Source organism: Streptomyces sp. NPDC048504 (assembly GCF_043200035.1).
In the GTDB taxonomy this organism is placed as follows: domain Bacteria; phylum Actinomycetota; class Actinomycetes; order Streptomycetales; family Streptomycetaceae; genus Streptomyces.
Map to the genome: position 1 here is coordinate 76845 of NZ_JBICXA010000015.1, position 25302 is coordinate 102146.

At 71.0% G+C, this 25302-nt stretch carries 21 protein-coding genes and 2 pseudogenes; 9 read left to right on the plus strand and 14 right to left on the minus strand.

Annotated elements, in window-relative coordinates:
* Positions 1-164 precede the first annotated feature (164 nt).
* Together ACGFY9_RS32725 and ACGFY9_RS32730 are read right to left on the minus strand one after the other, a co-directional pair.
* Positions 165-1364, minus strand: coding sequence for an AAA family ATPase (locus ACGFY9_RS32725; protein ID WP_393760148.1), 1200 nt, complete (start codon positions 1362-1364; stop codon positions 165-167).
* A complete protein-coding gene (locus ACGFY9_RS32730) occupies positions 1361-2443 on the minus strand; it encodes a DUF3533 domain-containing protein (protein WP_393760150.1) in 1083 nt (360 codons plus the stop codon). Before ACGFY9_RS32730 ends, ACGFY9_RS32725 begins: the two co-directional genes overlap by 4 nt.
* Positions 2444-2745: 302 nt before the next feature.
* On the opposite strand from ACGFY9_RS32730, the gene ACGFY9_RS32735 reads away from it, so the two are divergent.
* Both ACGFY9_RS32735 and ACGFY9_RS32740 read left to right on the plus strand, forming a co-directional pair.
* Positions 2746-6198: a DNA polymerase III subunit alpha gene (locus ACGFY9_RS32735; RefSeq protein ID WP_393760152.1), complete on the plus strand. Its 3453-nt coding sequence runs from the start codon at positions 2746-2748 to the stop codon at positions 6196-6198.
* Positions 6195-7175, plus strand: a complete 981-nt coding sequence (locus ACGFY9_RS32740; RefSeq protein ID WP_393760154.1) for an ImpB/MucB/SamB family protein — start codon at positions 6195-6197, stop codon at positions 7173-7175. The genes ACGFY9_RS32735 and ACGFY9_RS32740 overlap by 4 nt, the downstream gene beginning before the upstream one ends.
* A gap of 28 nt (positions 7176-7203) precedes the next feature.
* Here ACGFY9_RS32740 and ACGFY9_RS32745 read toward each other — a convergent pair whose 3' ends face one another.
* Both ACGFY9_RS32745 and ACGFY9_RS32750 read right to left on the minus strand, forming a co-directional pair.
* Entirely contained in the window at positions 7204-7404 is a 201-nt protein-coding gene (locus ACGFY9_RS32745) for a hypothetical protein (protein WP_393760156.1), read from the minus strand.
* A gap of 165 nt (positions 7405-7569) precedes the next feature.
* Positions 7570-8043 (minus strand): annotated as a pseudogene (locus ACGFY9_RS32750) (alpha/beta fold hydrolase); the annotation flags it as partial.
* Here ACGFY9_RS32750 and ACGFY9_RS32755 point away from each other — a divergent pair.
* Positions 8023-8292 carry a hypothetical protein gene (locus ACGFY9_RS32755; RefSeq protein WP_393760158.1) on the plus strand — a complete coding sequence of 90 codons (270 nt, stop codon included), beginning with the start codon at positions 8023-8025 and terminating at the stop codon, positions 8290-8292. The pseudogene ACGFY9_RS32750 and the gene ACGFY9_RS32755 overlap by 21 nt on opposite strands.
* Positions 8293-8590: 298 nt before the next feature.
* Here ACGFY9_RS32755 and ACGFY9_RS32760 read toward each other — a convergent pair whose 3' ends face one another.
* Entirely contained in the window at positions 8591-8965 is a 375-nt protein-coding gene (locus ACGFY9_RS32760; protein ID WP_393760495.1) for a cupin domain-containing protein, read from the minus strand.
* 95 nt (positions 8966-9060) lie between these two features.
* Between ACGFY9_RS32760 and ACGFY9_RS32765 the strand changes: the two genes are divergently transcribed.
* Entirely contained in the window at positions 9061-9504 is a 444-nt protein-coding gene (locus tag ACGFY9_RS32765) for a MarR family winged helix-turn-helix transcriptional regulator (RefSeq protein ID WP_393760497.1), read from the plus strand.
* A 146-nt stretch (positions 9505-9650) separates the two neighbouring features.
* Positions 9651-10511: an esterase/lipase family protein gene (locus ACGFY9_RS32770; RefSeq protein WP_393760160.1), complete on the plus strand. Its 861-nt coding sequence runs from the start codon at positions 9651-9653 to the stop codon at positions 10509-10511.
* A gap of 67 nt (positions 10512-10578) precedes the next feature.
* Here the strand turns inward: ACGFY9_RS32770 and ACGFY9_RS32775 are convergent, their stop codons facing one another.
* A complete protein-coding gene (locus ACGFY9_RS32775; RefSeq protein WP_393760162.1) occupies positions 10579-11613 on the minus strand; it encodes a lytic polysaccharide monooxygenase in 1035 nt (344 codons plus the stop codon).
* Between the two features lie 193 nt (positions 11614-11806).
* Here ACGFY9_RS32775 and ACGFY9_RS32780 point away from each other — a divergent pair.
* Positions 11807-12171 (plus strand): annotated as a pseudogene (locus ACGFY9_RS32780) (GNAT family N-acetyltransferase).
* Positions 12172-12177: 6 nt separating this feature from the next.
* Here the strand turns inward: ACGFY9_RS32780 and ACGFY9_RS32785 are convergent.
* Positions 12178-12312 carry a hypothetical protein gene (locus ACGFY9_RS32785; RefSeq protein WP_393760164.1) on the minus strand — a complete coding sequence of 45 codons (135 nt, stop codon included), beginning with the start codon at positions 12310-12312 and terminating at the stop codon, positions 12178-12180.
* 135 nt (positions 12313-12447) lie between these two features.
* Between ACGFY9_RS32785 and ACGFY9_RS32790 the strand changes: the two genes are divergently transcribed.
* Positions 12448-13056 (plus strand): class I SAM-dependent methyltransferase, encoded by a 609-nt coding sequence (locus ACGFY9_RS32790; protein WP_393760166.1) that lies wholly within the window; start codon positions 12448-12450, stop codon positions 13054-13056.
* A 16-nt stretch (positions 13057-13072) separates the two neighbouring features.
* Here ACGFY9_RS32790 and ACGFY9_RS32795 read toward each other — a convergent pair whose 3' ends face one another.
* Together ACGFY9_RS32795 and ACGFY9_RS32800 are read right to left on the minus strand one after the other, a co-directional pair.
* Positions 13073-13573 carry a DUF402 domain-containing protein gene (locus ACGFY9_RS32795; protein ID WP_393760168.1) on the minus strand — a complete coding sequence of 167 codons (501 nt, stop codon included), beginning with the start codon at positions 13571-13573 and terminating at the stop codon, positions 13073-13075.
* A complete protein-coding gene (locus ACGFY9_RS32800) occupies positions 13554-14483 on the minus strand; it encodes a GNAT family N-acetyltransferase (RefSeq protein WP_393760170.1) in 930 nt (309 codons plus the stop codon). Before ACGFY9_RS32800 ends, ACGFY9_RS32795 begins: the two co-directional genes overlap by 20 nt.
* Before the next feature lie 105 nt (positions 14484-14588).
* Here ACGFY9_RS32800 and ACGFY9_RS32805 point away from each other — a divergent pair, with 105 nt between their 5' ends.
* Positions 14589-14960, plus strand: coding sequence for a GntR family transcriptional regulator (locus ACGFY9_RS32805; protein WP_393760172.1), 372 nt, complete (start codon positions 14589-14591; stop codon positions 14958-14960).
* 146 nt (positions 14961-15106) lie between these two features.
* Here the strand turns inward: ACGFY9_RS32805 and ACGFY9_RS32810 are convergent, their stop codons facing one another.
* On the minus strand, positions 15107-16201 hold the full coding sequence (locus ACGFY9_RS32810; RefSeq protein WP_393760174.1) for a DUF5925 domain-containing protein: 1095 nt from the start codon (positions 16199-16201) through the stop codon (positions 15107-15109).
* A 208-nt stretch (positions 16202-16409) separates the two neighbouring features.
* Between ACGFY9_RS32810 and ACGFY9_RS32815 the strand changes: the two genes are divergently transcribed.
* Positions 16410-17825, plus strand: a complete 1416-nt coding sequence (locus ACGFY9_RS32815; protein ID WP_393760176.1) for a xylan 1,4-beta-xylosidase — start codon at positions 16410-16412, stop codon at positions 17823-17825.
* Positions 17826-17867: 42 nt separating this feature from the next.
* Here ACGFY9_RS32815 and ACGFY9_RS32820 read toward each other — a convergent pair whose 3' ends face one another.
* The 4 genes from ACGFY9_RS32820 to ACGFY9_RS32835 all read right to left on the minus strand — a co-directional run bounded on the left by ACGFY9_RS32820 (position 17868) and on the right by ACGFY9_RS32835 (position 24939).
* Positions 17868-21722, minus strand: a complete 3855-nt coding sequence (locus ACGFY9_RS32820) for a lipopolysaccharide biosynthesis protein (protein WP_393760178.1) — start codon at positions 21720-21722, stop codon at positions 17868-17870.
* Positions 21715-22515 carry a polysaccharide deacetylase family protein gene (locus ACGFY9_RS32825; RefSeq protein ID WP_393760180.1) on the minus strand — a complete coding sequence of 267 codons (801 nt, stop codon included), beginning with the start codon at positions 22513-22515 and terminating at the stop codon, positions 21715-21717. The genes ACGFY9_RS32820 and ACGFY9_RS32825 overlap by 8 nt, the downstream gene beginning before the upstream one ends.
* Before the next feature lie 520 nt (positions 22516-23035).
* Entirely contained in the window at positions 23036-24079 is a 1044-nt protein-coding gene (locus ACGFY9_RS32830; RefSeq protein ID WP_393760182.1) for a glycosyltransferase family 2 protein, read from the minus strand.
* Complete coding sequence (locus ACGFY9_RS32835; RefSeq protein ID WP_393760184.1) at positions 24076-24939, minus strand: glycosyltransferase family 2 protein; 864 nt, start codon at positions 24937-24939, stop codon at positions 24076-24078. The genes ACGFY9_RS32830 and ACGFY9_RS32835 overlap by 4 nt, the downstream gene beginning before the upstream one ends.
* Positions 24940-25302: the final 363 nt, after the last annotated feature.

A 25302-nucleotide genomic window follows, 5' to 3' on the forward strand; every position in this document is an offset into this window, starting at 1 on the left:
CGCCAACGCGGCCGCTTCCCACGTGGGCCGGCCTGATCGGCGACCAACCGGCGGGTGCCCCCCCCCCCCCCCCCCGGGGGGCCCCCCCCCCCCCCCCCCCCCCCCCCCCGCGCGAGGGGGCGGGACCTTCGCGCGCGTGCTCTGTCCGCGTCCGTGCGGCCGGCTCAGCGCGTGGGCCAGTACCACAGCGGTTCGTCGAGCGGGCCCTCGCGGCCCGCCACCGTCGTCTGCCCGAACTCCTTCACCAGCTCTATGGAGTTGACGTCGAGACGATGCCGTATCGCGCCCTTCTGGAGGGCGTCCGCGAGCGGCCGGGCGTGGGTGACCACGACGATCTGGGTGTCCTTCGTGGCGGTGAGGATCAGGTCGGCGAGCGGCGGGATGAGGTCCGGGTGGAGGCTCGTCTCCGGCTCGTTCAGCACGAGCAGCGACGGCGGCCGGGGTGTCAACAGGGCCGCCACCCACAGGAGATAGCGCAGGGTGCCGTCCGACAGCTCGGCGGCGGTGAGCGCGCGCAGCAACCCGTGCTGGCGCAGGGCGAGCTGGAAACGTCCGCCGAGGTCGGCGATGTGGACCTGGCTGCCGGGGAAGGCCGCGTCCACGGCCGCGTCGAGTGCCTCGGCGTCACCGACCTCGCGGATCGTCTGCAGGGCGGCGGCCAGGTCGGAGCCGTCACCGCTGAGCACGGGCGTGCGCGTGCCGATCTGGGCGGCGCGGGCCGGGGCGTCCGCGTCGGTGCGGACATGGTCGTAGAACCGCCAGGACCTGATGAACTCCCGTACCGCCAGGACGTCGGGTGCGTGCTGGGGGTCGGCCAGTTCGCCGAGCATGCTGTCGTACGGGCGCAGGGTGCCGTGGGTGCGGGACCAACCGCCACCCGCGCCGCGGAGTCTGACGGCGGCTCCCGCGCGGTCGGAGAGCACCGAGGCCGGGCGCAGGACCGGGCCGCTCCAGATGGACTCGCGTTTGATCTCCGGGTCGAGGTTGAACATGGACGCCACGCGGTCCGTCCCCGGGGACGGACTGGGGTGCCCGAAGTCGATCGCGTACCCGAACTCGTCGCCCGCGAAGCCCAGTTGCAGACTGACCGGGCCCGAGCGGACCGTGCCCTGCACGGGATGTCTGCCCTCGCGCACCGCGCGGCCGATCTTCTCCGGGCCGGCCCACAGGACCGACGGCAGCCCGCCCTCCTGCGCGAGCGCGGCGACGGCGCCGCCGCGCGCGGACGCGGCGAGCAGGCGCAGCGAGCGGTAGAGGCTCGACTTGCCCGTGCCGTTCGCCCCCGTGATCACGTTCAGTCGCGTCAGCGGGACGATCAGGCGGCGCAGGGAGCGGTAGTTCTCGACGGCGAGGGTGCTGATCATGCGTCCAGGGTTGCAGACGGGTCTGACAGTCCCGGTCGGCCCAGGAGGTCCTCGTGCTTCCGCCGCAGCGTCGCCGCCAGCAGGGTGACCACGATCCCGGCGAGCGCCCAGGCCGAGAGGACCAGCAGCGGGCCGGTCACGGCGTTGCCCTTGAAGTAGGCGATCGAGCGCGCCACCCAGGTCCCGGCGCCCGGTGGCAGCGCGGGCCCGATCGCGTTCCAGAACGGCGGCAGCAGCGGCAGCGGGAAGGCGCCGCCCGCGCTCGGGTTGCCCGCGATCACCACCAGCAGGATCGCGAGACCGATGCCCACGACCCCGAAGACCCCCTGCAGCCCGAGGGTCGCCGCCCCCACGGCGAACGTGATCAGCGCGCCGAGTCCCCAGAACGCCGGCACGCTGCCCGGCAGCGCTCCCAGGACCGGCCCGACGATCACCGCGCCGCCGAGGCCGCCGACGATCGCGACCAGCGCCATCACGATCAGCCGGATCACCGCGCGGCGCGGGTTGGCGGGCCGGGCGCCGGTGCTGATCGCCAGGATCGAGGCGCACAGATAGCCGCCGACACACCAGCCGACGACCAGGTAGAACGACGACAGCCCGTCGAAGTCCTGGGACGAGGCCGGTGCCACGTCCACCGTCCGGACCGTGCGCTGCTCGGTCCTCTCCAGGGTGGCGGTGATGGTCTCCAGGGTGGTCGCGAGGACGGTGCCGCCGCCGGTGGCGACCAGGAGCGTGTCCGTGGTGCCGCGCGGGTCGATGACGAGGGCGCCGTCGATGTCCCGGTCCAGGATCTGCCTCCGCGCGGTCGCCGCGTCGGACACCGCGCGCGGGTCGAGCGGCGAGCCGGGCAACCGCTTCAGCCGGGCCACCGTCTGCTCGGCCGTGACCTGAGGAGCGACGACTCCGAAAGCCACATCCCTGGGCTTCGGATGGTGAAGCGCTCCTACGTAGGAGGCGATGAAGAGCAGCTGAAGAGCGACCACACCGACGACGAGCAGGCCGGCCCGCAGGGTGACCGCGTCCTTCACCTCACCGAAGAAGGACGTACGGGACGTACCGGCACCGGGGGGCTCTGTCATGTCCCCACGGTCTCGGTGGCCGGGTGTTCGCGCAGGCGGGAAGAGGCCGAACGGGTGTCGTGCATGTGTTCGGAAAAGTTTTCTTCCCAACTGCTCGGTCCAGGTGGGGAGCTGACGGAGTGGCGTCTGTTTCGGACATCGCACACCTCCCCAAGGAATCGCTGGTGTGTTCGAATGTGGGTCGCCGACCGGGATTGACGTGGGTCGCTGACCGGGGCTGATGGGGCTAGAGTAATCGAACGAGCGTACGATGAACATATCGGGCGGATGGCTGAAAAGGGGCGGAGTGATGGAGGTGCGGCATGGCGGGCTTCGCCCATCTGCACGTCGCGTCCGGTTACTCCGCCCGCTACGGCGCGTCCCACCCCGAGCAGCTCGCCCAGCGGGCGGCCGAACGGGGCGTGACGGCGCTCGCGCTCACCGACCGGGACACGGTCACCGGCGCCGTCCGCTTCGCGCAGGCATGCGCGAAGGAGGGGGTCCGGCCGGTCTTCGGCATCGACCTGGCGGTGGAGGCCCTCGCACCCCCGCCGCCCGCACAGCGCCCGCGCACCCCCGCCCGCGGTGGCGCGCATGTGATCGAGCCGCCGCTGCGGTTCGTGCTGCTCGCCCAGGACCGGGAGGGCTGGGCCCGGCTGTGCCGCATCACCTCGGCCGCCCACGAGGGTGCCCTGTCCGGTACGGCGCCGGTGGTGCCGTGGGAGGCGCTGCGCGAGTACGGCGGCCCCGGACTGACCGTCCTGCTCGGGCCGCTCTCGGAGCCGGTGCGGGCGCTGTCGGTGGGCCGGGAGGACGTCGCGATGAAGCTGCTGGCGCCCTGGCGGGAGATCTTCGGGAGGGGCGTCCGGTTGGAAGCCGTAGCGCAGAATCGTTTCGGCACAGCTCCGGGCTCCCTCCGTCTGGCCGCCCGCACCCTCGCTCTGGCCGACCGCACCCGCACCACCGCCGTGCTCTCCAATGCCGTCCGCTACGCCGACCCCGCCCAGCACCGCCTCGCCGACGTCCTGGACGCGGCACGCCTGCTGCGCCCCATCGACCGGCGCCGGCTGGACAGCGGGCAGCGCTGGCTCAAGGACGAGAGGGAGATGACGGTCGTGGCACGGATGATCGCCGAGTGCGCGGGAGCGGACGTCCGCCGGGCCCGCCGGCTGCTGGCGGACACCGCGAACACCGCGGCCGGGTGCGCCGTCGACCCGGCGGCCGACCTCGGCCTCGGTACACCGCACTTCCCGGAACCGTCGCTCTTCGGCGCCGGACCGGAGACGGGCGGCGCGGCCGGGCTGCTGCGCCTGAGGTCCGAGGAGGGCCTGGCCCGACGCGGCCTCGACCGCGACCGGGCGGCACTCGACCGGCTGGACGAGGAGCTCGCCGTCATCTCCCACTGGAACTACGACGCGTACTTCCTCGCCGTCGGACAGGTCGTCGCCGACATCCGGGCCAAGGGCATCCGCGTCGCCGCCCGCGGTTCCGGCGCCGGCTCGCTGGTCTGCCACGCGCTGGACATCGCCACCGCCAACCCGCTCGACCACAGCCTGCTGTTCGAACGCTTCCTGAGCACCCGCCGGGAGTCGCTGCCCGACATCGACATCGACGTGGAGTCCGCCCGCCGCCTGGAGTGCTACGACACGATCTTCGAACGCTTCGGCAAGGAGCGGGTGGCGGTCACCGCGATGCCCGAGACCTACCGCGCGCGCAGGGCACTGCGCGACACCGGCCTCGCGCTGGGGATCGCCCCGGCCGACGTCGACCGGATCGCCAAGAGCTTCCCGCACCTGCGCGCCTCCGACATCACGAGCGCGCTCGCCGAACTGCCCGAACTACGGCAACTGGCAGGCGAGATGGGCCGGTACGGGCCGTTGTGGGAACTCGCCGAAGGCCTCGACTCCCTGGTCCACGGCATGGCCATGCACCCGTGCGGTGTGGTCATCAGCGACGCCACTCTCCTGGACCGGCTGCCCGTGCAGCCCACTCCGCAGGGCGACTACCCGATGGCGATGGCCGCGAAGGAGGAGATCGAGGCGCTGGGCAACATCAAACTCGACGTCCTGGGCGTGCGCATGCAGTCCGCGATGGCCCACGCCGTCACCGAGATCGAACGCGCCACCGGCAACCACATCGACCTCGACGACCCCCAACAGGTGCCGCTCGACGACGTGTTCGCCTTCAAGCTCATCCAGGAGAGCCAGACGCTGGGGCTGTTCCAGCTGGAATCCCCTGGCCAGCAGGACCTGTTGTCCCGGTTGCAACCCCGTGACGTGCAGGACGTCATCGCCGACATCAGCCTCTTCCGCCCGGGTCCGGTCGCCGGCGGCATGCCCGAGCGGTACATCGCCGCGCGTCATGGGGGTACGCCGGTGTATGCGCACCGGGATCTCGAACCCGTGCTCGCCGACACCTACGGCGTGACCATCTGGCACGAGCAGATCATCGACACCCTGCATGTACTGACCGGCTGCGAGCGGGCCTTCGCGGAGGTCACCCGGCGGGCTCTCGGCGACAAGGAGCAACTGCCCCGGATCAAGGACTGGTTCCACCAGAAGGCACGCGCGCGTGGCTACAGCGCGGCCGTCCGGGAGGAGGTCTGGAAGACCGTCGAGGCCTTCGGGGCGTACGGCTTCTGCCGCGCCCACGCGGTCGCGTTCGCCGTACCGGCCCTGCAGAGCGCGTGGCTCAAGGCGCATCATCCGGCGTTCCTGCTGGCCGGGTTGCTCGAACACGACCCCGGGATGTGGCCCAAGCGCGTCCTGGTCTCCGACGCCCGCCGGCGCGGTGTGCCGGTGCTGTCCGTCGACATCAACCGCTCCAGGGTGAAGCACACGGTGGAGATGACCGAGAAGGAGGAGTGGGGCGTGCGGCTCGCACTGTCCGGGGTGCGCGGGATCAGCGAGGAGGAGTGCGCGCGGGTCGAGGAGGGGCAGCCGTACGGATCGCTGTCGGACTTCTGGCAGCGGGCCCGTCCCAGCAGACCGGTCGCCGAACGCCTCGCGGAGATCGGTGCGTTGACCTGTCTGCACGACGGCCGTCTCACCCGGCGTGATCTCCTGCTCCAGATCGCCGAGTTGCACCGGCAGTCCCGCAACCGGACCGCGGGGGCCGGTCAACTTCCCATGGATACGGGTGCTGTTGGGGGAGCGGAGCCGAGCGGTCTGCCGGAGATGACCGGACGCGAGGCGCTGAGCGCCGAGTTGGGCACCCTCGGCATCGACGTCTCCCGGCATCTGATGGAGCATCACCATCGGCTGCTGCGCGAGATCGGCGCGACGGACGCGGCCCATCTGGCCGAACTGCGCGCGGGGCAGCAGGTGTTGGTCGCCGGGGTGCGGGCCTCGACGCAGACCCCGCCGATCGCGAGCGGCAAGCGGATCATCTTCGTCACCCTGGAGGACGGCTCGGGTCTGGTCGACCTGGCCTTCTTCGAGGACTCCCATCCGGCCTGCGCGTACACCGTCTTCCACAGCGGGCTGCTGCTGGTGCGCGGCACGGTCCAGGTGCGCGGCACCCGTCGTACGGTCGTCGGTTCCATGGCCTGGGACCTGGACGAGATCGCGGGCGCCCGTCGGGACGACGGCCCGGAGGCGGCGCTCGCCCTCCTGGGCGCCGACCGCCCGTACCCGACGCCCGCTCAGCCGCGGCGCACCCTGGCCAACGGCACCAGCGGCGCCCGTTTGCACCCGTACGCCGATCTCCAGCCCGCGGGCACCCGCTCGGCCGACCTGAAGAAGTTCGGCCACCACAGCCCGGGGAGTGCGGGATGACCACGCGGCAGCGGCACATCGCCCACCTTCACCTGCACACCGCGCTGACCGAGACCCAGTACGACGACATAATCGAACTGGTGTCCGGAATCACGCCTCACGTCCAGGCCATCCCGCCCAACGCCCTTCAGGTGGACCTGACTTCGGCGCTCCGGTACTTCGACATGTCCGCCTACGACGCGGTTCAGACGGTGAAGATGAGACTGAAGGCTCTCTACGACATCGACAGCAGCGCCGGGCTCGCGGGCAACCGCATGCTGGCGGCGATGGCGGCCGACGCGTCCGCCCCGGGGGACACCACCTGGGTGCCCACCGGCGAAGCGGCCGACTGGCTGTACCCCCGGCCGGTCACCGCACTGCCCGGGATCGGCCGCGCCACGGCGGACACGCTGCACCGATACGGCCTGCACACCATCGGCCAGCTCACCGACCTGCCTCCGGCGACCCTGCAACGGCTCCTCGGCGCGGGCCAGGCGCGGCTGTTGACCGAGCGCGCCCGCGGCCACGACCCGCGCCCGGTCGTCCCCGCGGAACCGGCGGCGCATCTGGCCGCCGACCTGGCCCTGAGCCGGGACTGCCTGGACCCGGCCCAACACCACCGAGCCGTCCTGGGACTTGCCGACCGGATCGGCCAACGCCTGCGCGGGGAAAGGAAGTTCGCGGGCCGGCTCACCCTCACGGTGAGATACGCCGACCGCAGCTCCACCACGCGTACGCGTGCGCTGCCGGAGCCCACCGACCACTCACCCGCCGTCGCCGCCACCGCCCTGGGCCTGTTGACCTCCCTCGGACTGCAACGCGCCCGCGTCCGGGCCTTCGTGCTCCGCGCCGACGACCTGCGGCCGGCCGGCAGTGCCTACCGTCAGCTCTCCATGGACCCGGCAGACGCCCGCGCCCGCGCGGTCGAAACCGCCGCGGACCGTGCCCGGCGGCGTTTCGGGCAGGAGGCGGTACGCCCGGCGGCGCTGGCCGACTGACCTCTGTCGCCCGGAACTGTCCTTGCGCTCAAGGGCGTTGGCGGGGGGTGTTCCGCATCTGCCAGGCCCGCAGCACCAAGAAGAGTCCGACCAGCGCGACCACCACGCCCAGCACCGCGTACTGGCCGTGGCCGGACATGGCCGAGCCGTTCATCGCTCCGACACCCTGCGCGATCCAGACCGCGCCGAGCACGACGAGGATGATCCCGCCGACACCACGGACCACCATGGGCACGCACTCCATTCATTCCCCGCACCGGTACGTCACGTGGGCGGCAGCCGCCCCCGTTCACCGCTCAGCTTCGTCCCGTTCGGTGCGGCTGGGGCGGTCGAAAACCTTACGGAACGAGAACGTCGTACCGACAGAGGTGTTGGGGGCATGGACGCGGGCGCGTCAGCTGTTCGCCGCGGCGCGCAGGATGAGCCTGGTGATCACTTCCGGGTGCGTCACGAGCGACAGGTGGCCGGAGTCGACCTCGATGGTCGTGGCGTTCATACGCCGGGCCATGAAGCGTTCGAGGTCGGGATCGATGGTGCGGTCGTTCTTCGAGACCGCGTACCAGGACGGCTTCCGGTGCCAGGCGGCGACGCTCGTGGTGGGCGGAGCGGTCGAAAGCAGACCCTGGGCCGCGTAGAGCACGAGGGCCTCCATCCTGGGCACGCCGTTGGCGAAGTCCTTGAGGAACGCCAACCGGCCGATCCACTTGAATCCGCCCGAGGTGACGATCCCGGAGGTGACCGGCGAGGTGGGGAACTTCGCGGCGAGCGCGGCGTAGTCCTCGTCGGCCTCCGGGGCGCGGGCGGCGACGTAGACGAGCCGGCGACGTTCGGCGCTACGCTGCGTGCCGTGAACTGGCTGTGGCGCGAGAGCCTCGCGGAGGAGATCAGCCGGCGCACCGGAGGCCGTACCACTGACATGGTCGCGGCCCTCGCCGCCGCGAACATCGCGGCCGTCGTCGAGACCGCGGTCGCGGAATGGGTGCGCGGCGAGGAGCCCTCCGCCCTGGGCCTGGCCATCGAGCGAGCTCTCGAACTTCTCCGTACCGGCGATGTCCCCATCCCGGCGCCCGGCCCGGGCGGGCCGGGCGCTGACTCTTCGGTGTCTCCCTCTTCCTGACCTATTACCTGCAGTCCCCGCGGGGCTTCAGTCCCGTCAGGACGGGGCTCGCGTTCCTGCTGATGATGGGCAGTCTGATGGTCGTCGCCCAGCTGTCCATCAGCGTGCCGCTGCCCAAGGCCTGCCCCAAGATCTTCGTGCCCCTGGGCCTGCTGTCATCGGCACCGCCCTGCTCAGCACCCTCGCCGCGACCGCCTGCCTCGTCGGCAGGACACCCACCCGGGCCACCGGTCGCCCCGAGAGCGGTTGACCGAGCGACCCGATCGTCCACAGGTGACCAAGACCCCCTGTTCGTACGTCAGTTGGCCCACGGTGCGACAATGCGCGTGCCGTCCGCCAGCTCCGCCTCCAGGCCGATGGCCGTGGTGACCCAGGTGATCACGGTCCGGTCGGTGGGGTTCTCGGCGCCGAAGGTCGCCCCCGGGTTGATGATCAACGTGTCGCCCGCGCCGACCCGTTCGGTACGGCCGTCGAGCGTGATCACCAGCTCGCCTTCGAGGATGTGCAGGATCTCCTCGTGGTTGACGGTGTGCAGGGGAGCCTTGGTGCCGGCGGGGATCTCGCCCCGCCACGCGCACAGCTCCTTGCTGCCGGTGCGGGGATGGGCGTACGAGACGAAGCGGGCGCCGTGGATCTCGTGGACGACGGCGTCGGACGGGTGGACGACGGGCACGACTGCCTCCAGAAGTCGATGGTCAAGCTGCTTGACCATGTCCTCAACATGGTCAAGCAGCTTGACCAGTTCGTCAAGGGTGTTTCAATGCCGTGGTGGAGAACTCCGAGGCCATGGCCCTGACCGCCGCCCTGCTCGCCGCCGCGGGCGACCTGACGAAGCGCATCAACGACGGGGTCGTGGCGCGTGGGTTCGAGGTGCGCCCGGCGCACGGCTTCGCCTTTGTGCGGCTCGCCCCGGACGGGGCGACGGTCACCGACCTCGCCTCTCATCTCGGAGTCACCAAGCAGGCGGCGAGTCAGCTTGTCGACGACCTCGTGCGCAAGGGGTACGCGGAGCGGCGCCCGCACCCCGGCGACGCCCGCGCCCGGCTGGTCGTGCTTACCGAGTTGGGGTGGGCGTGTACGCGGGCCGCGGAAGAGGCGGCCCTGGAGGCGGTGCGGCCCTGGGTCGAACTTCTGGGTGAGGGTGAAGTGCGCGTGTTGTGTGACTGTTTGCGGCGTATTGCGCCCTACGGTCCCATCAGGCCCACCTGGTGACTGGTTATCACTGGAAGTTTTTACTGACGCGTAACTTCACACTTCACCTACTCGCTCGTAACTTGACGAGTGAACAGCATTCTTGTGATCCGGATCACAGGGCGTAAGGCCGTCGCAACTCCCTTGAGCCGCAAGGAGATCACACGATGCTGCCCTGGAAACGACTGCTCAGACCCCTGACCGCGTTGCTGCTGACCGCCGCGGTCGTCGCCGTTCCCGCCACCGCCGCTCACGCGTCGAGCGCCCCGACCAGTGGCTGGAACGACTACAGCTGCAAGCCCTCCGCCGCCCACCCCCGCCCCGTCGTCCTCGTGCACGGCACCTTCGCCAACGCCACCGACAACTGGCTGACCCTCGCGCCGTACCTGGAAGCCCGCGGCTACTGCGTCTTCTCCCTCGACTACGGCCAACTCCCCGGCGTCCCGCTCGTCTACGGCCTCGGTCCCATCGACAAGTCGGCAGAGCAACTCCAGGTCTACGTCGACAAGGTGCTCGCCGCGACCGGCGCCGCCAAGGCCGACCTGGTCGGGCACTCGCAGGGCGGGATGATGCCCCGCTACTACCTCAAGTTCCTCGGCGGCGCCGCCAAGGTGAACACCTTCGTCGGCATCGCGCCCGACAACCACGGCACCACCCTGGACGGCCTCACCAAACTCCTGCCGTACTTCCCCGGCGCCGAGGACGTGATCTCCGCGGCCGCTCCCGGCCTCGCCGACCAGGTCGCCGGCTCCGCCTTCCTCGCCAAGCTGAACGCGGGCGGCGACACCGTCCCCGGCGTCCACTACACCGTCATCGCCACCAGGTACGACGAGGTCGTCACGCCTTACACGAGTCAGTTCCTGAGCGGGTCGGACGTACACAACGTGCTGATCCAGAACCTGTGTTCAGTGGATCTCTCCGAGCACGCCCTGCTCGGGCTGACGGACCGGATCGCCTTCCACGAGGTCGCCAACGCCCTCGATCCCGCGCACGCCACCGCCACCACCTGCCTGTCGGCGCTCAGTTGACCGTAGGCACACCGCGGGGCCTGTCCGACCTGAGCCGCCGGACAGGCCCCGCCCCCTGCACGGCCACCTAACGGCCGTGCCGTCCACCGCCGTTGGTCGCGCGGCGGCGGACCGAGGCGAACAGGGCCGCGGCGCCGAGCGCCAGGGAGGCGGCGCCGCCCACGATGAGATACGGCGAGCTGTTGTTGGCACCGGTCTCGGCGAGGTTCTTCGAACTACCCGCCGCCTGCGGCTCGTTGGCCTCGGTGGTCGCCTGGTTCGTCGCGGCGACCGGCTCCGCCGAGGTGCTCGCGTCCGCGTCGCCGTGGCCGTTGTGCTCGACGGTCGACCTGTCGGCGCCGGCCGCGATCTGCCGGCTGGAAGGGGCGGAGGCGGTGGGCGCCGGAGTCGTGGGAGCGGCCGCGGTCGGCGTCGAACTGCTCGCCGTACCACCGCCGTTGGCGCCCGTGCCGCTTCCACTGCCGCTGCCGCCGAAGCTGACGTCCGAGCAGGAGTAGAACGCCTCCGGGCTGTCCGAGCGCTGCCAGATCGCGTACAGGAGCTGCTTGCCGGAGCGCTGCGGGAGGGTGCCGGAGAAGGTGTAGAAGCCGCCCGTCGCGACCGGGTCGGTGGACGTCGCGACCGGGTGCTCCAGGTCCAGGTCCGCCCAGGCGAGCGGCTGGGCGGGGTCGTAGCCGGACTTGGTGATGTACACCTTGAAGGTGCCCTTGTGCGGGGCGGTCACGCGGTACTTGAAGGTGTACGAGCCGCTGCTCACGCTCGTCGCCGGCCAGTCGGCGCGGGCCAGGTCGAGGCCCTTGAACTCCTCGGTGTTCGCGCTGCACAGCTTGCCGTCCGGGATCAGCGTCTGGTGCTGCCCGTTCGCGTCACCGATCCGGATGCCGTTCCAGTCGTAGAGCGCCTGCGTGCCACCAGCTGCGACCGCCGCCCTGCACGCGTCGGACTTGGGGCTCTCCGGGCCCTCCGCGTAGCACTGCGCGACCCTGCTGACCGGGTCGCCCATCGAACCGTGCGCCGCCGCGGGCGCCGCGGCGAGCGCGGTCAGGGCGAGCGGGGTCATCCCGAGGACGGCGACAGCGGCGACCGTGCGGCGTGCGGGCATGGGGGAACTCCAACTCCTCGGACGGTGCTCGGCGCGGGGGACGGATCCCGTGGGGGTGATCAGAAGCTAGCCCCTGGAAACCGCGGAATCGCCTGCTGGAGGAGGGGGAGGGAGATCCTTATGGTGGCGTTAAGGCAGGGCTAACTGAGGGCTCAGGGAGGGACGGTTCCGTGAGTCCGGAGAGGTGGTGCGGATGAGTGGACCGGAAGGGGTTCGTGCCGCTGTCGTCGCCGATGTGTCGGCCGTGAAGGCCGTGCCTGACATGGAGTACAGCCACTACATCGCGCGCATCGGTGTGGTGCCGCAGCCCATGGAGGCGGACCACATGGCGAATGTGGTCGCGGGGCGGATGTACGTCACGGCAGGGGCGCCGGGCGGCTGCTCCTGGACCTCGTGGACGCACGCGCGCGTGCGCTCGGGCTGTCCGAGATCAGGCTCTGCACCAACGCGCTGACGTGGGAGAACCAGCAGATCTACCCGAGGCCCGGGTGCGAGGTCGTGGAGCGGCGCACGGACGGGCCGTACGACCGCGTCCACTACCGGAAGCGGCTGGACTGACCGGGGTCAGCCGTCCGGCCACCAGGTTCGGGCGATGTCCTTGCGGATCTCCGGGCGTTCCGCGGGGCGCTCGTCGGGCTCCTCGCGCACACGGCGCGTGTCCGACTTCTTCAGGGGCTTCTGCACGGTCACGCGGCGCATGGCTGCCTCCTTGTGTCCACCCGGGGTCGTGTTCTCACGGGGTAGACCGTTCCGGGGAGAGTGACTCATCGGCGCGGGTCTGTCTGTGGCGGCTGTCACGATGGGACTGTCAGTGGCGGGTGTCACGCTGGACGCATGAGTAAACCTGTAGCGAACTTCGACTGGGACGCGGAGGCGGCCGCCTTCGACGAAGAGCCTGATCACGGCCTGCGCGACCCGGAGATCCGCCGGGCCTGGGCCGACCGGCTGCGCGGCTGGCTGCCCGACAGCGCCGCCGACATCCTCGACCTCGGCTGCGGCACCGGCAGCCTGTCGCTCCTCGCGTCCGAGCAGGGGCACCACGTCACCGGCGTCGACCTGTCCCCGGCGATGGTGGACCTGGCCCGCGCGAAGCTGGCCGGCCGTGACGCGGCGTTCCTGGTCGGTGACGCGGCGGCACCTCCGGTGGGCGAGCAGCGCTTCGACGTCGTCCTCGTACGGCATGTGCTCTGGGCGCTGCCCGACCCTGCCCGGGTCCTGCGGCACTGGCGCGGACTGCTTCGCCCCGGCGGCCGGCTCGTGCTGGTCGAGGGCGTGTGGGGCACGGTCAACCCGGCCGGCATACCCGCCGACCGCCTCACCGAACTCCTGGCACCCCTGGCCGGGTACGTGCACGTGGAGCGGCTGTCGGACGACCTGCTGCTGTGGGGGAAGGACGTGGACGACGAGCGGTACGCGGTGGTGGCCATCCCCGCCATCCCCTGAGCGAGCCCGCCCGCCGTCACGCCACCAGCGCGTCGAACCCGCCCTCACGGGCCAGCCTCTCCAGCTCGTCGAGGGCGGCCACGGCCGCCGCCGCGGCCGCGGGGTCCGACACGGCCAGCCCGCTCTCCTCGAACTCGTCCTCGTCCAGCCGCCGTACGTCCGTGCCGTCGGCGGAGATCCACAGGTCCAGGTCGAGGTCCTCCACGACGAGTTCGGCGCCGGAGAGCGTGGCGGGGCGGGCGATGTCGCAGTACCAGCCCTTCAACTGCCCGGCGCCGTCCCGGACTTCCTTCACCGCGTACCAGCGGTCCCGCCAGTAGTACTCGGTGAAGACGTCACCGCGCTCGAAGCGCACGAAGCCGAAGTCGCGGACGCCGTCACCGGCCCACGGGGCGCGGACGGCGAGGCGGGTGCCGTCGTCGAAGAGCAGGTCCGCCGCGTAACGGATCTTCGTGCGGCCCGCCTTGACGAGGACGACGTCCAACCGGCGAAGGGGATCAGGTGAGTTCATGGACATAGCGCACCTCCGTGGCGCAGGTCTCGTAGCCGAACCAGGTGTTGATCGCGAGCATCGGGCCGTTGCCGGTGTCGTTGCCCGTGAACGCCTCGGTGTAGCCGGCGGCACGGGCGCGGTGCAGGGAGTCGTTCTTGGCGAGCTTGGCGAGGCCCCGGCCGCGGTGGGCGCGGGCGGTGCCGGTCATGACCGTGCCGTAGCGGGTGCCGCCGTCCGTGCGGGCGGCGCTGAAGGCCGCCGGGCGTCCGTCGACGAGGGCCACGGATGTCAACTCCTGGCTGAACAGCGGGTGTTGCCAGGTGTCGTCCAGCCAGGTCCGGTAGTCGGTGAACTCGACGCCGATGTCGCTGGGTTCGTCGGCCATCGTCTCCGCGTCCAGCTCGAACAGGGGGCGCGGGTCCTCGGCGAAGTCCGAGCCCGGGCGGATCTCCACGTCCGGCGGCGGGGTCTGGAGCGGGGGCAGTGTGCCGTGCGCCAGGTCCAGGCGGAGGAAGTACGCGGAACGGCTCGCCGTATAGCCGAACCGCTTGGCGAAGGCGTGGTTGGCCGGCTCGTCCAGGACCCAGGCGTAGAGCCTGGTCGCGCCCTGGGCGGCCAGGTGCTCCTCGGCGGCGCGGGCCAGGAGCGAGCCCGCGCCCCGGCGCGTGCGCTCCGGGTGCACGTACACGTTGACGACGCCCCGGTCGGGTTCCGGGCTGTCGTAGGCGATGCCGACCTGGGCCGTGCCGATGATCTCGCCGTCCTCCTCCGCGACCAGCCTGCGCAGCGCGGCCTCCGGGTGGGCGTGGGCGATGTCGTGGGCGACGGACTCCGGGGTGAACAGCATGTAGGGGAGGGTGAGTCGGCGCACCTCGACGAAACCGTCCAGGTCGGCCCGGACATCGGGGCGCAGGTCGCGTGCGATCACGGTCATGGGGCCGCACGCTACGGCGGAGCCGCGCCGGATTGCCTCTCATTTTCCGGACGGTGCGTTCTTCACGGGGGGCGCGTTCTCCGGCGGGTGCGGGACAATCGGGCCGTGACCTTGAAGATCCACATCGACGACAGTGCGGCACCCTACGAGCAGGTGCGGGCGCAGATCTCCGAGCAGGCGCGGGCGGGGGTGCTGCCGGTGGGGTACCGGCTGCCCACCGTCCGGGGGCTGGCCGAGTCGCTCGGGCTCGCCGCGAACACGGTTGCCAAGGCGTACCGGGCCCTGGAGGCGGACGGGGTGATCGAGACGCGCGGACGCAACGGGACGTTTGTCGCTGCCGCGGGCTCGGCGGCTGAGCGTGAGGCGTCGTCGGCCGCGCAGGCGTATGCGGAGAAGGTGCGGCGGTTGGGGCTTGCGGAGGGGGATGCGGTGGCGGCTGTGCGGGATGCCCTGCGGGCGGCCTATGGGGAGGGGTGAGGTGAGTTCGGCACCGCCGTTATGCGCCGTTGTGGCTGAGCGCCGTTGCGGCGGCGACACATGCCGGCCGGATGGAGGCGTAGTGCGGCCGGTGTTGAAAGGGCGGCGCGGCCGACGTGGCTACCGGCGTGGCGGAGCCGGTGTCGCTACAGGTACAACCCCGCGTCCGCGCCCTCCCGTTGGTCCGGTACCGATGTCGGCTGCGTGCCGCGGCGCAGGGCGTACAGCTCCGCCAGGGTCGCGCCCTCGCGGCCCACGCCCTCCTCCGTGCCGAGCCAGTCGACCGACTCCTTGCGGGTGAGGGGGCCGACCTCGATACGGGCGAGGCAGCGGCCGGGGCGGACGACGGCGGGGTGGAGGCGCTCCAGGTCCTCGTTCGTGGTGACGCCGACCAGGACGTTGCGGCCCTGGCCGAGGAGGCCGTCCGTGAGGTTGAGGAGCCGGGACAGGGCCTGGCCCGCCGTGTGCTTCGCCTCGCCGCGGATCAGCTCGTCGCAGTCCTCCAGAAGGAGGAGCCGCCAGCGGCCCTTGCCCGCCGTGTCGTCCTCGCCGATCGCGATGTCCATCAGATAGCCGACGTCGCTGAACAGCCGCTCCGGGTCCAGCACGCAGTCCACCTGGCACCAGTCCCGCCAGGAACGCGCCAGCGTGCGCAGCGCCGAGGTCTTGCCGGTGCCCGGAGGGCCGTGCAGCAACAGCAGCCGGCCCGCGATGTCCTCCGGGGTCGTCTTCATCAGGGTGTCCATCGCATCGGCCACCGGACGCGTGTAGTTGGGGCGCACCTCGTCCCACGTGCCCGCCGAGATCTGCCGGGTCGTCCGGTGCGGGCCGCGCCGGGGGGAGACGTACCAGAACCCCATCGTCACGTTCTCCGGCTGCGGTTCGGGTTCGTCCGCCGCGCCGTCGGTCGCCTGGTCGAGGACCTTCTCGGCGAGCTCCTCGCTGGTCGCCGTCACCGTCACGTCGGCGCCGCGGTTCCAGCGGGAGATCAGCAGGGTCCAGCCGTCGCCCTCGGCGAGGGTCGCGCTGCGGTCGTCGTCGCGGGCGGCGCGCAGCACGCGGGCGCCCGGCGGGAGCAGGGTCGCCCCGGTCCGGACGCGGTCGATGTTCGCCGCGTGCGAGTACGGCTGCTCGCCCGTCGCGAAGCGGCCGAGGAACAGCGCGTCGACGACGTCGGACGGGGAGTCGGAGTCGTCGACGTTGAGCCGGATCGGCAGAGCGTCGTGTGGGTTAGCGGACATGGGGCCATGATCCGGCACACGGACGCCGTGTGCACCCGCTTTCCGCAGTGCGCCCCCCAGTGTCGCCTCCGTCCGGTGCATCCGTTGTGTCCTGACTGTGTCCGCCGGCTCCTGAGTGTGTCCGCCGTGTATCCCCTCCGCCCTGTTACAAGGCTGTGCACGCGGAGACCTGCCCCACCGCCCGGCACCGACGTTACTGTTGCCCTTGATGGGACGTCATGGGTGGAATTCGGGGGCACTGCGGTGGCGGCTCACCGCGCTGCTCGGCGTGGGAGTGGCCGCACTGGCGCTGATCGTGACCCTGATCAACACGCTTCCCGGCGGCGGAAGCACCGCCGGCACCTCGCGCGACGGCGACAAGGTGCACGGCACCCCGGCGACCCCGCCCGACGAGGACCGGCCCGAGGTCGGCTGGGGCTTCACCCACACCCAGTACAGCGCCGACGAGGGCAGCGACACCGCGACCGAGCGCGTCGAGGGGCTGCTCGCGAAGGCCCAACTCCCGCAGGACCAGGCCATCATGGGCTGGGGCGCCGACAACCCCGAGCCGACGAAGGGGCGTTACGACTTCGGCGCCCTGGACCGCCGTATCGACTTCATGCGCACGTCGGGCGGCACCCCCGTCATCACGCTGTGCTGCTCCCCGGACTGGATGAAGGGCGGCAAGTCCGGCGTCGACAACACCGATTGGAGCCAGGCCTCGCTGGAGACGGCGCCGAAGCCCGACCACTACGCGGACTACGCGGCGCTCGCCGCGACCGTCGCCAAACGGTACCCGGACGTCACCCACTTCATCGTGTGGAACGAGTTCAAGGGCTTCTGGAACAACGCCGAACAGCGCTGGGACTACGAGGGTTACACCCGGCTCTACAACCTGGTCTACAAGGCGCTGAAGAAGGTCAACCCGAAGATCATGGTCGGCGGCCCGTATCTCGTGATGGACAGCGTGGACCCGCGCGACGCGAACGCCTCCAGCACCTTCAAGGGCACCTGGGGCGCGATGGACCAGCGGATCATCGACGCCTTCGACTACTGGAACAAGAACAAGGCCGGCGCGGACTTCGTGGTCGTCGACGGCTCCAGCTACACCAACGACGACGACCTGCTGCCCAACGAGTTCGGGGCCACCGACAAGCTGACGGCCGTGAGCGAGTGGGTCCGTGAGCAGACGCACGATCTGCCGCTGTGGTGGGCCGAGTACTACGTCGAGCCCGCCGACGGCAACGACGACCGCAAGGGCTGGTCCGAGACCCACCGCGTCGCCGTCCAGGCCACCGGCATGATCGCCATGGCCAAGGGCGGCGCCACCTCCGGCTTCTACTGGAACCCGGAGGACGAGAAGGGCACCGGCTGCGCGGGCTGCCTGTGGACGCCGACCGACAGTTCCGACGGCGGGAAGCAACTCCCCATGTACGACCTGGTCTCCCGCTTCGACGCGGCCTTCGGGCCCGGTACGAAGTTGGAGACCGTGTCGGTCGCCGCGGACGACGTGCCCAACGTGAAGGTCCTCGCCACCGACAAGACGGTCCTGGTCGTGAACACCCTGGACCGGCAGATCAGCGCGAAGGTCGACGGCAAGCAGTTCGACATGGCGGCCTATGGGGTCAAGTGGCTGACGCGATAAGCCACTTGACCCCGTAAACCCCGGAACTCCGCTGCCTCACGGTCACTTCATCGTCAGGAACCGCTGCACCAGCGAGGCCAGCAGCACCGCCAGCAGAGGCAGCGAGAACCAGAAACTGCTCTGCAGCCACCGCAGTTGACGCACACTCGGCCGGAACGCGACTCGGACGACCTCACGGGCCGTCAGCATCAGGATCAGTGCGAGCGCGGCGAGCGCCCCGACCACCGACCACGGGGTCCAGGTGATCTGCGGTCCGATCGGCCCGGGATCGGGCTTCGGGACCACGCCGGCCGGCTGCTCGCGCAGGGAGTACATGGTCACGTCGGCGTTGACGAGGACCTTCTTCAACTCCTGCCGGTTGTCCAGGTTCTGGATGAGCCGGGACTCCCAGGTCGCCGAGTAGCCCGCGTCCAGCTGGAGCGAGACGACCTGGCTCTTGTTGAGCATCAGATACGAGTTCGGGCCCGCGTCCTTGAGCGCCTTGACCAGCCCGGACACCAGTACCGGGTCCGAAGGGGCCAGCGTGGGAACGTAGTTGACCCGCTCCATGTCCTTCGCGCCCCACGGCATCGCCGGCGTCACGTCGTTGACCGTGTCGTCGCTCAGCCACAGCAGCCGTACGGTCGGCTTGTCGTGGGCGTACACGTAGTTCATGGCCGCGGCCTCGCCGGGCCGGACCCGCTCGAAGCCCTCGTTGCCCCAACGGGCCACCAGGAAGCCTGCCATGAGCAGCAGCCCGGCGAGCAGGGCGGCCAGCGGGGCGAGGCTCACGCGGTCCTTCTCACGCTCCTTGGCGGTGGCGCCGGTGCGCGGGAAGAGGGCGAGGCCCGCGAGCAGGGCCGCGCCGGGCACCGCGAACATGAAGACACGCAGCGCCATCTCGCCGCCGTAGGACTGCATGCCGAAGCCCAGGAACGGGACGAAGGTGAGGACGAGCAGGGAGCGTTCGCGGTACTTGTGGTCGCGGCGGCGCCACCAGCCCCAGCAGGCGAAGGCCATGACGCCGCCGGCCAGCAGGACGCGGGTGTAGAGGACCAGCTTGTGGGTCGAACTGCCGCCCTGGATACGGCCGGAGACGGACGTCGAGACATTGCTGCCGACGCCGCCGACCCCGCCGAAGAGGTCGTTGAAGTGTCCGGACCAGTACGGCTCGGCCATGAAGCCGAGCCAGACCGCGACCAGCACCCCGAACAGGATGGGCAGGCCCCGGAGTTCGGAGCGGCCGATCAGGACGAGGACCGTGAGCACGCCCAGCATCACGAACGGCGTGAGCTGGTGGGCCGGGACGCTCGCCGCGAACAGGCCGATCAACACCAGGAGGAGGACGGCCTGTTGGCGCCGGTCGGTGGGTTCGACCTCCGCCTCGCCGGGCCGCATCCTCGTCCACAGGACGTGGGGTGCCCGGAACCAGACCAACAGGATGGCCACGAAGGCCAGATAGAGCAGGAAGGTGAAGCCCTGCGGGGAGAAGTAGTCCTGGCCGACCCAGCCGCTGAGCACGAAGATCCAGATGCCGGTCCACTTCGCCCGCCAGCTCGCCCGCAGCGAGCGCACCAGCAGGAACATCGGTGCCAGATAGGCGAGTTGGATGGCCGTGGGCCACCAGCGGATCACCTCGGACCAGTCGGTGATCCCGCACGCCTTGCCGATGAACGCGGCCACCGCGAAGAAGCCCGGCCAGCTCCAGCGCGCGTCCAGGTCGGGTACGGCCGACCCGGTGCGGTCGATGTAGTCGATGAACCCGAGGTGCTGCCAGGCCGTCGGGAAGCGCGGCTCGGTCTCGATCACCGCGGGCAGCGCGTGCAGTGAGACGACTGTCGCGAGCAGGGTGATCAGCAGCAGCGCCTTGTGCTCGCGGCCCAGCCACAGCAGCGCGGCGAACACCGTGATCAGCAGCGCGGCGCCGACCAGCGTGGGCAGCGGCAGCACCGAGATCAGGCCGAGCCCGCCCATGCGGTCCAGGTCGGACTCGCCGAGCCGCGCCGCGGGCACCCAGTACAGGAGCAGCGCGGCGACCAGCAGACAGCCGAGCACGACACCGGGGCGCGTGGGCACCAGACGCTCGCGCAGGGACAACGGGCGGGCGGGCGGCGGGACTTCGGACTCCCGTGCCTCCCGCTCCTTCTCCGCCGCGTCCTCCCGCGCCTGTTCCCGTACGAGCGATTCCTCCGATACGACCACCCGGTCGGAGCCGGTGGCGGGCTCGAACGGCGCGTCCACCTCCGGCTCGGCGGACGGGCTCAGCGAGGACTCCGAGCCGGGTTCACGTTCCTCGACGGGCAGCCCGACGATCTCGGACCGCTTGATGCCGAGCGCCCAGGTCGGATGCTGCTCGCCGGACACGATCGGCGTGCCGGTGGGCGGGGTGCCGGGGCCCGGGCGTACGTCCGGCCGGCGTTCCAGGTGGTCGAAGTCGACGTGGATGCCGAGCGCGAGGGTGTCGGAGTCGAGCGCCCAGGCCGGGCCCCGACGGCGCGGCGCGGGGGCCGGGACCTCGCGTGCCCCCAGGTCGGCGAGGTCCCCGTCGGGTGCCGCGTCCTCGGGCAACTCCGCGGCCGGGGCGGCCCGTAGCGTCTTGAAGAGTCTGGGCGCGGCGATCGCCACGATCACCGCGAGGCTGGAGATCTCGGCGACGCCCGCGCCGGTCAGCCCCATGCGGGGGAGCAGCAGCAGCGTCAGACTGAGCACCAGGACGCACAACAGGCCCTGCAGCCAGGCGAGTCCAGCGGTACGGCTCTGGGCGCGCAGCACCGCGAAGTACGTCTCCATGAGGACCCGCAGCAGCGCGCCCACCGCGAACCAGCGCAGCAGCGGCGTCGCCGCGTCCGCGTAGCCCGCGCCGAACACGCCGAGGATCCACGGGGCGCCGATGAACAGCAGCCCGCAGATCGGCAGCATGATCCGGGCCATCCGCTTGATCGCCGCACGGGTGTTGGCGGCGAGGCGGGCCGGATCGTGGGAGCCCTCGACGGTCAGCGAGGCGCCCATGTTGATGGCGAGCAGGTTGACCGTGCCGCCGATCGTCGTGGTGATGTAGAAGTACGCGTTGTCCTCGGAGCTGACCTGCGAGGCGATGATCACCGGCACGAGGTAGACCACGGCGAGCGAGAACAGCGAGCCGGTGTAGTCACCGGCGAGGAACCGCCCGATCTCCCGCAGCGTCGGCGGCCTCGCGTGCTCCTCGGTCGCCTTGATGTGCCGGGGCACCAGCCGCCGGAACACCAGCCACCCGAGCGGCACCACGGAGAACGCGATCGCGGCGACCCAGGACACGAAGACACCGCTTGTGGCGAGCACCGAGGCCAGCCCGACGAGCAGCGCCAACTTCACCGCGGAGAACACCGTGTTGCCCACCGGCACCCAGGGCGCGCTGCGCAGCCCGGTCAGCACCCCGTCCTGGAGCGTGAGCACGTTCCAGGCGACGATCGCCAGGATGAAGCCGAGGCCGTTGACCGGCCCGTGCAGGAAGCGGTAGGAGGGTCCCCATGTGTTCAGGGTCAGCAGGAAGACCCCGGCCCCGAGCGCGACGACGACCGAACTGCCGACGTACGTACGGAAGATGAGGCGCCCGGTGGCACGTCCGGCGACCGGGATGAAGCGGGCCAGGGCGCCGGTCAGCGTGACCGCCGTGAGCCCGGCCAGGAGCTTCATCGCGGCGATCGCCGCCGAGCCCTGGCCGACCGCGGACGGCGAGTAGTAGTGGGCGGCGATCAGCCAGTAGCCCAGCCCCAGCACCGCGGAGATCCCGGTGTTGAGCATCAGGGCATAGGCGTTGCGGAACAGCGGGCTGCCGCCGGGGGACTTGCCCTTCCCCGGCAGGCGCAGTCGGCGCCCCGTCTGCTGGGGCGCCTCGGTCCCGGGCGCCGCGTCCTGGGTGGTGGTCGTCGTGTCAGACACGGGAACGGATGGCCTTCCGGCGGACCTGTCGAGCTCTGCGGACCATGGCGTAACCCTGGGTGAGGGCACGGTCCCTGGCGAAGTTGCGGGCGATCGCACGGCCCTCGACGAGCCGCTCGAACTCCTCGACTCCCGTACTGCGGCGCACAGTCACCCGCCGCAGCGCGTACGGTCCCTGGCGGCGCCGGGCGAGGTCGTTGCCGACGGCGAGCGCCTGTGCGAACCCGGTCTCCCGTACCGCTTGGCGCACCCGGCGGCTGGAGTAGCCGTAGGGATACGCGAACGAGACGGGTACGGAGCCGAGTTCGTCGGCGACGATCTCCTTGCAGCGGACCAGTTCCGTGCGCAGGTTGTCGTCGTCGAGCTGGTCGAGCTGCGGGTGGGTGTGGCTGTGGCCGCCGATCTCGACGTCCGCGCCCGCGAGTTCGCGCACCTGGTCCCAGTCGAGCATGGTGTCCAGGCCGCCGCCGGTGTCGTGGGCGCCCCGGATCCAGCCGGTGGAGACGAACAGGGTGGACGCGAAGCCGTGTTGGGCCAGCGCGGGGAGCGCGTGCCGGTGTACGCCCTCGTAGCCGTCGTCGAAGGTGATCAGGACCGGGCGCTCGGGCAGCGGTTTGCCGGAGCGCCAACTCGCGGCCAGATCAGCCGTGTTGATGGGGGTGAAGTTCAGGTCGCCGAGGAGTGCCAGCTGCTCGGCGAACGCCTCGGGCGCGACGGACAGGGCGCGGGTGGCGTCGTTCGGGGCGGCGGCGACCGAGTGGTACATCAGGATCGGCACCGGTGTGTCACTCATGGCCGCCTCCCGTGCTCGTTGCCGCCATCGCGTCTGGGTGTGTCCGGGCGTTCGGGTGTGTTCCCGTGCGTGGGCGCCTCTCCGCGTCCGGGTGCGTCCCCGTGCCTGTGTCCGCTCCCGCGTCCGGGTGCGGCCCCATGCGTGGGTGTCTGCCTGCGTCCGCGTGCGTCCCCGTGCTCATGGCCGCCCCCCGTGCTCGTTGCCGCCCCCGCGCCCGGGTGCGTCCACGCGTTCGGGTGTGTTCCCGTGCCTGGGTCCGCTCCCGTGTTCGGGTGCGTCCCCGGGCCCGGCCGGCTCCTCGCGTCTGGGTGCGTCCGGGCGTTCGGGTGTGTCCCCGTGCCCGGGTGCTTCTCCGCGTCGGGGCGCCTTCCTGCGTCCGTGTGCGTCCCTGCGCGCGTGTCCGCTCCCGTGTTTGGGTGCGTCCCCGCGCCCGGCCGGCTCCTCGCGTCTGGGTGCGTCCGCGCGTTCGGGTGTGTCCCCATGCCCGCGTGCCTCCCCGCGTCCGCGTGCCTCCCCGTGCTCATGCCCGCCCCCCGCGCTCTTTGCCGCCTCCGCGCCCGCCCCCGCGCTCGTGTGCGTCCCCCTCGATCTCCACCACCGCGTAGGTGGCCCCGCCGCGTCGGGCCCTGACGCTCCCGACGACATACCCGCCCGCCGCCGTGAGCACCCCCGCGACGATCGCGCCCGCCCGGCCCGCGCCGCCCGGCCGGGCGAGCACGGCGTCGCGCAGGCCGCGTGCGACTCCGGCCGGCAGGACCCGGGTCGTGTACCGGCGTTCCGACTCAAGTCCCTTGTCGGCGCCGACACTTCGGGCCACCAGGGCCTTGGAGAGGCCCTCGGCGTAGGTGCGCGTGCGGAAGTACCCGAAGTGCTCGCGTACCGCGGGCACCCGGTGGTGGATCACCGCGCGGTCGTCGATCAGCAGCACCGCGTCCGGCCTGGCCCGGGTGAGCCGGATGCAGAGCTCCGTCTCCTCGCCGCCCAGCGGACGCTTGTCGCCGTCGCGCCCGATGCCGGTCGCGAAGCCGCCGGCCGCGTCGAACGCCGTACGCCGGAAAGAGGCGTTGCCGCCCAGGACGTTGCGCACCCGGACCCGGCCCGGCGGCAGGCCCTTGTACGTGCAGCCCACCACCCAGTCGAACTCCTCGGGGAACCAGGCGGGCCGGCGGCCCGACGCCCAGATCGGCATCGTGCGGCCGCCGACGGCCATCACCCTCGGATCGGTGTACGCCTCGGCGAAGTGCCGCAGCCATTCCCGCTCGGCCACGGCGTCGTCGTCGAGGAAGGCGATGACCTCACCGCGCGAGGCGGCGATGCCGGTGTTGCGGCCCGCGGACAGACCGCGCGGGCCCGCGTTCGCCAGCACGCGGACCTCGCCGGTTTCCGCAACGTCCTTGTACTCCCTGGTGAGTCGGTCCAGGAGAGCGGGGTTGTGGTCGACGACCAGCAACGTCTCCAGCGCCGGCCGTGACTGCGCCCGCACCGAGGAGACCGCCGCGAGGATGTCCTCCCAGCGGTCCTCGGTGTAGACGCAGATCACGACAGAGATGTCGGGACTGCTCAAGACACCTCTCCCCGGACCGAGTTGAGCTGCGGGTCGAGCTGAGGATCGCGTTGCGGGTCGAGCGTGTCGATCATCGTGGAGTGCGAACGGCGGCGCAGCGCACGCCGGTTGGAGCGCTCCTTGAGGATCACCTTGAGCACCCGGATCCCGTCCCGCACGGCGCGCAGATTGCTCGTGCCGTGGATACGGAGGTACTCGTGGCTGGGGATCTCCTGCACCTTGAGACCGGCCTTGACCACCCGGATGTTGATGAGTGTCTCGATCTCGAAGCCGGTGCAGTCGAGGTCGATCTTGTCGAGGCAGTGCCGCCAGAACGCGTTGTATCCATAGCAGAGATCGGTGTAGCGGGCGCCGAACTTGCGGTTGACGATCGTGCACAGCGCCCAGTTGCCGAGCTTGCGGATGAACGTCATGTCGTCCGTGCCGCCGCCGTTGGCGAAGCGTGAGCCCTTGGCGAAGTCCGCGCCCGAGACGAGGGCGGAGACATAGCTGACGATCTCGTTCCCGTCGGCCGAACCGTCCGCGTCGACCATCACGATGATGTCGCCGCTGCAGGCCTCGAACCCGGTGATCAGGGCATCCCCCTTGCCCTTTCCCTGCTGTTCGACGACCTTGACCCCGGGCCACAGCTCGCGGGCCACCTCGACGGTGTTGTCAGTGGAATTGCCGTCCACAAGAACAACTTCATGAATCCACGCGGGAAGTGTCTTGAAGACGTAGGGGAGATTCTCCGCCTCATTCATGGCGGGAATCACGATGCTCACCGGCGGTGTGATCGCCAGGTGAGAGGAGATCGGCCGGTATTTGGCCGACATTAACGGATCTTGGCCCGATGTCGCTGGGCGCAGAACAGAACTCACGAGTCTGGTCCCTCTCGTCCGGCGGACCGCCCGCCCCTGGGCGGCCCGGCTCTGTGCTCCGGTTCGAAAGGGGGGTTCTCACGGACGCGACGGAGAATATGGATCTCCGTGCACGCGTGGTGAGCTGGCAAAACTGGTCGACCCCCGGAAAACGTGAAAGCCGGCCGCGCGGACGACTCGGTCACTAATGCGGTCACCGAGCACGGCACCCCCCTACCGCGCCCCGCCCCGGATCCATCGCGGTCCTTGAGCCCTCCCCTAGAGCCGCTCGATGATGAACCAGTGCGGGTGAGATGTACGACGGTATTGATGATTTAACCTGTATGGCAAGACCTGGAACGAGGCCTCACGTTTTTGTTGGTT

Bases quoted from the DNA above. Each gene is read 5' to 3' on its own strand.
- ACGFY9_RS32725 (WP_393760148.1), bottom strand. From the start codon at position 1,364: ATGATCAGCACCCTCGCCGTCGAGAACTACCGCTCCCTGCGCCGCCTG.
- ACGFY9_RS32730 (WP_393760150.1), bottom strand. From the start codon at position 2,443: ATGACAGAGCCCCCCGGTGCCGGTACGTCCCGTACGTCCTTCTTCGGT.
- ACGFY9_RS32735 (WP_393760152.1), top strand. From the start codon at position 2,746: ATGGCGGGCTTCGCCCATCTGCACGTCGCGTCCGGTTACTCCGCCCGC.
- ACGFY9_RS32740 (WP_393760154.1), top strand. From the start codon at position 6,195: ATGACCACGCGGCAGCGGCACATCGCCCACCTTCACCTGCACACCGCG.
- ACGFY9_RS32745 (WP_393760156.1), bottom strand. From the start codon at position 7,404: ATGGTGGTCCGTGGTGTCGGCGGGATCATCCTCGTCGTGCTCGGCGCG.
- ACGFY9_RS32770 (WP_393760160.1), top strand. From the start codon at position 9,651: ATGCTGCCCTGGAAACGACTGCTCAGACCCCTGACCGCGTTGCTGCTG.
- ACGFY9_RS32775 (WP_393760162.1), bottom strand. From the start codon at position 11,613: ATGCCCGCACGCCGCACGGTCGCCGCTGTCGCCGTCCTCGGGATGACC.
- ACGFY9_RS32785 (WP_393760164.1), bottom strand. From the start codon at position 12,312: ATGCGCCGCGTGACCGTGCAGAAGCCCCTGAAGAAGTCGGACACGCGC.
- ACGFY9_RS32790 (WP_393760166.1), top strand. From the start codon at position 12,448: ATGAGTAAACCTGTAGCGAACTTCGACTGGGACGCGGAGGCGGCCGCC.
- ACGFY9_RS32795 (WP_393760168.1), bottom strand. From the start codon at position 13,573: ATGTCCATGAACTCACCTGATCCCCTTCGCCGGTTGGACGTCGTCCTC.
- ACGFY9_RS32800 (WP_393760170.1), bottom strand. From the start codon at position 14,483: ATGACCGTGATCGCACGCGACCTGCGCCCCGATGTCCGGGCCGACCTG.
- ACGFY9_RS32810 (WP_393760174.1), bottom strand. From the start codon at position 16,201: ATGTCCGCTAACCCACACGACGCTCTGCCGATCCGGCTCAACGTCGAC.
- ACGFY9_RS32815 (WP_393760176.1), top strand. From the start codon at position 16,410: ATGGGACGTCATGGGTGGAATTCGGGGGCACTGCGGTGGCGGCTCACC.
- ACGFY9_RS32825 (WP_393760180.1), bottom strand. From the start codon at position 22,515: ATGAGTGACACACCGGTGCCGATCCTGATGTACCACTCGGTCGCCGCC.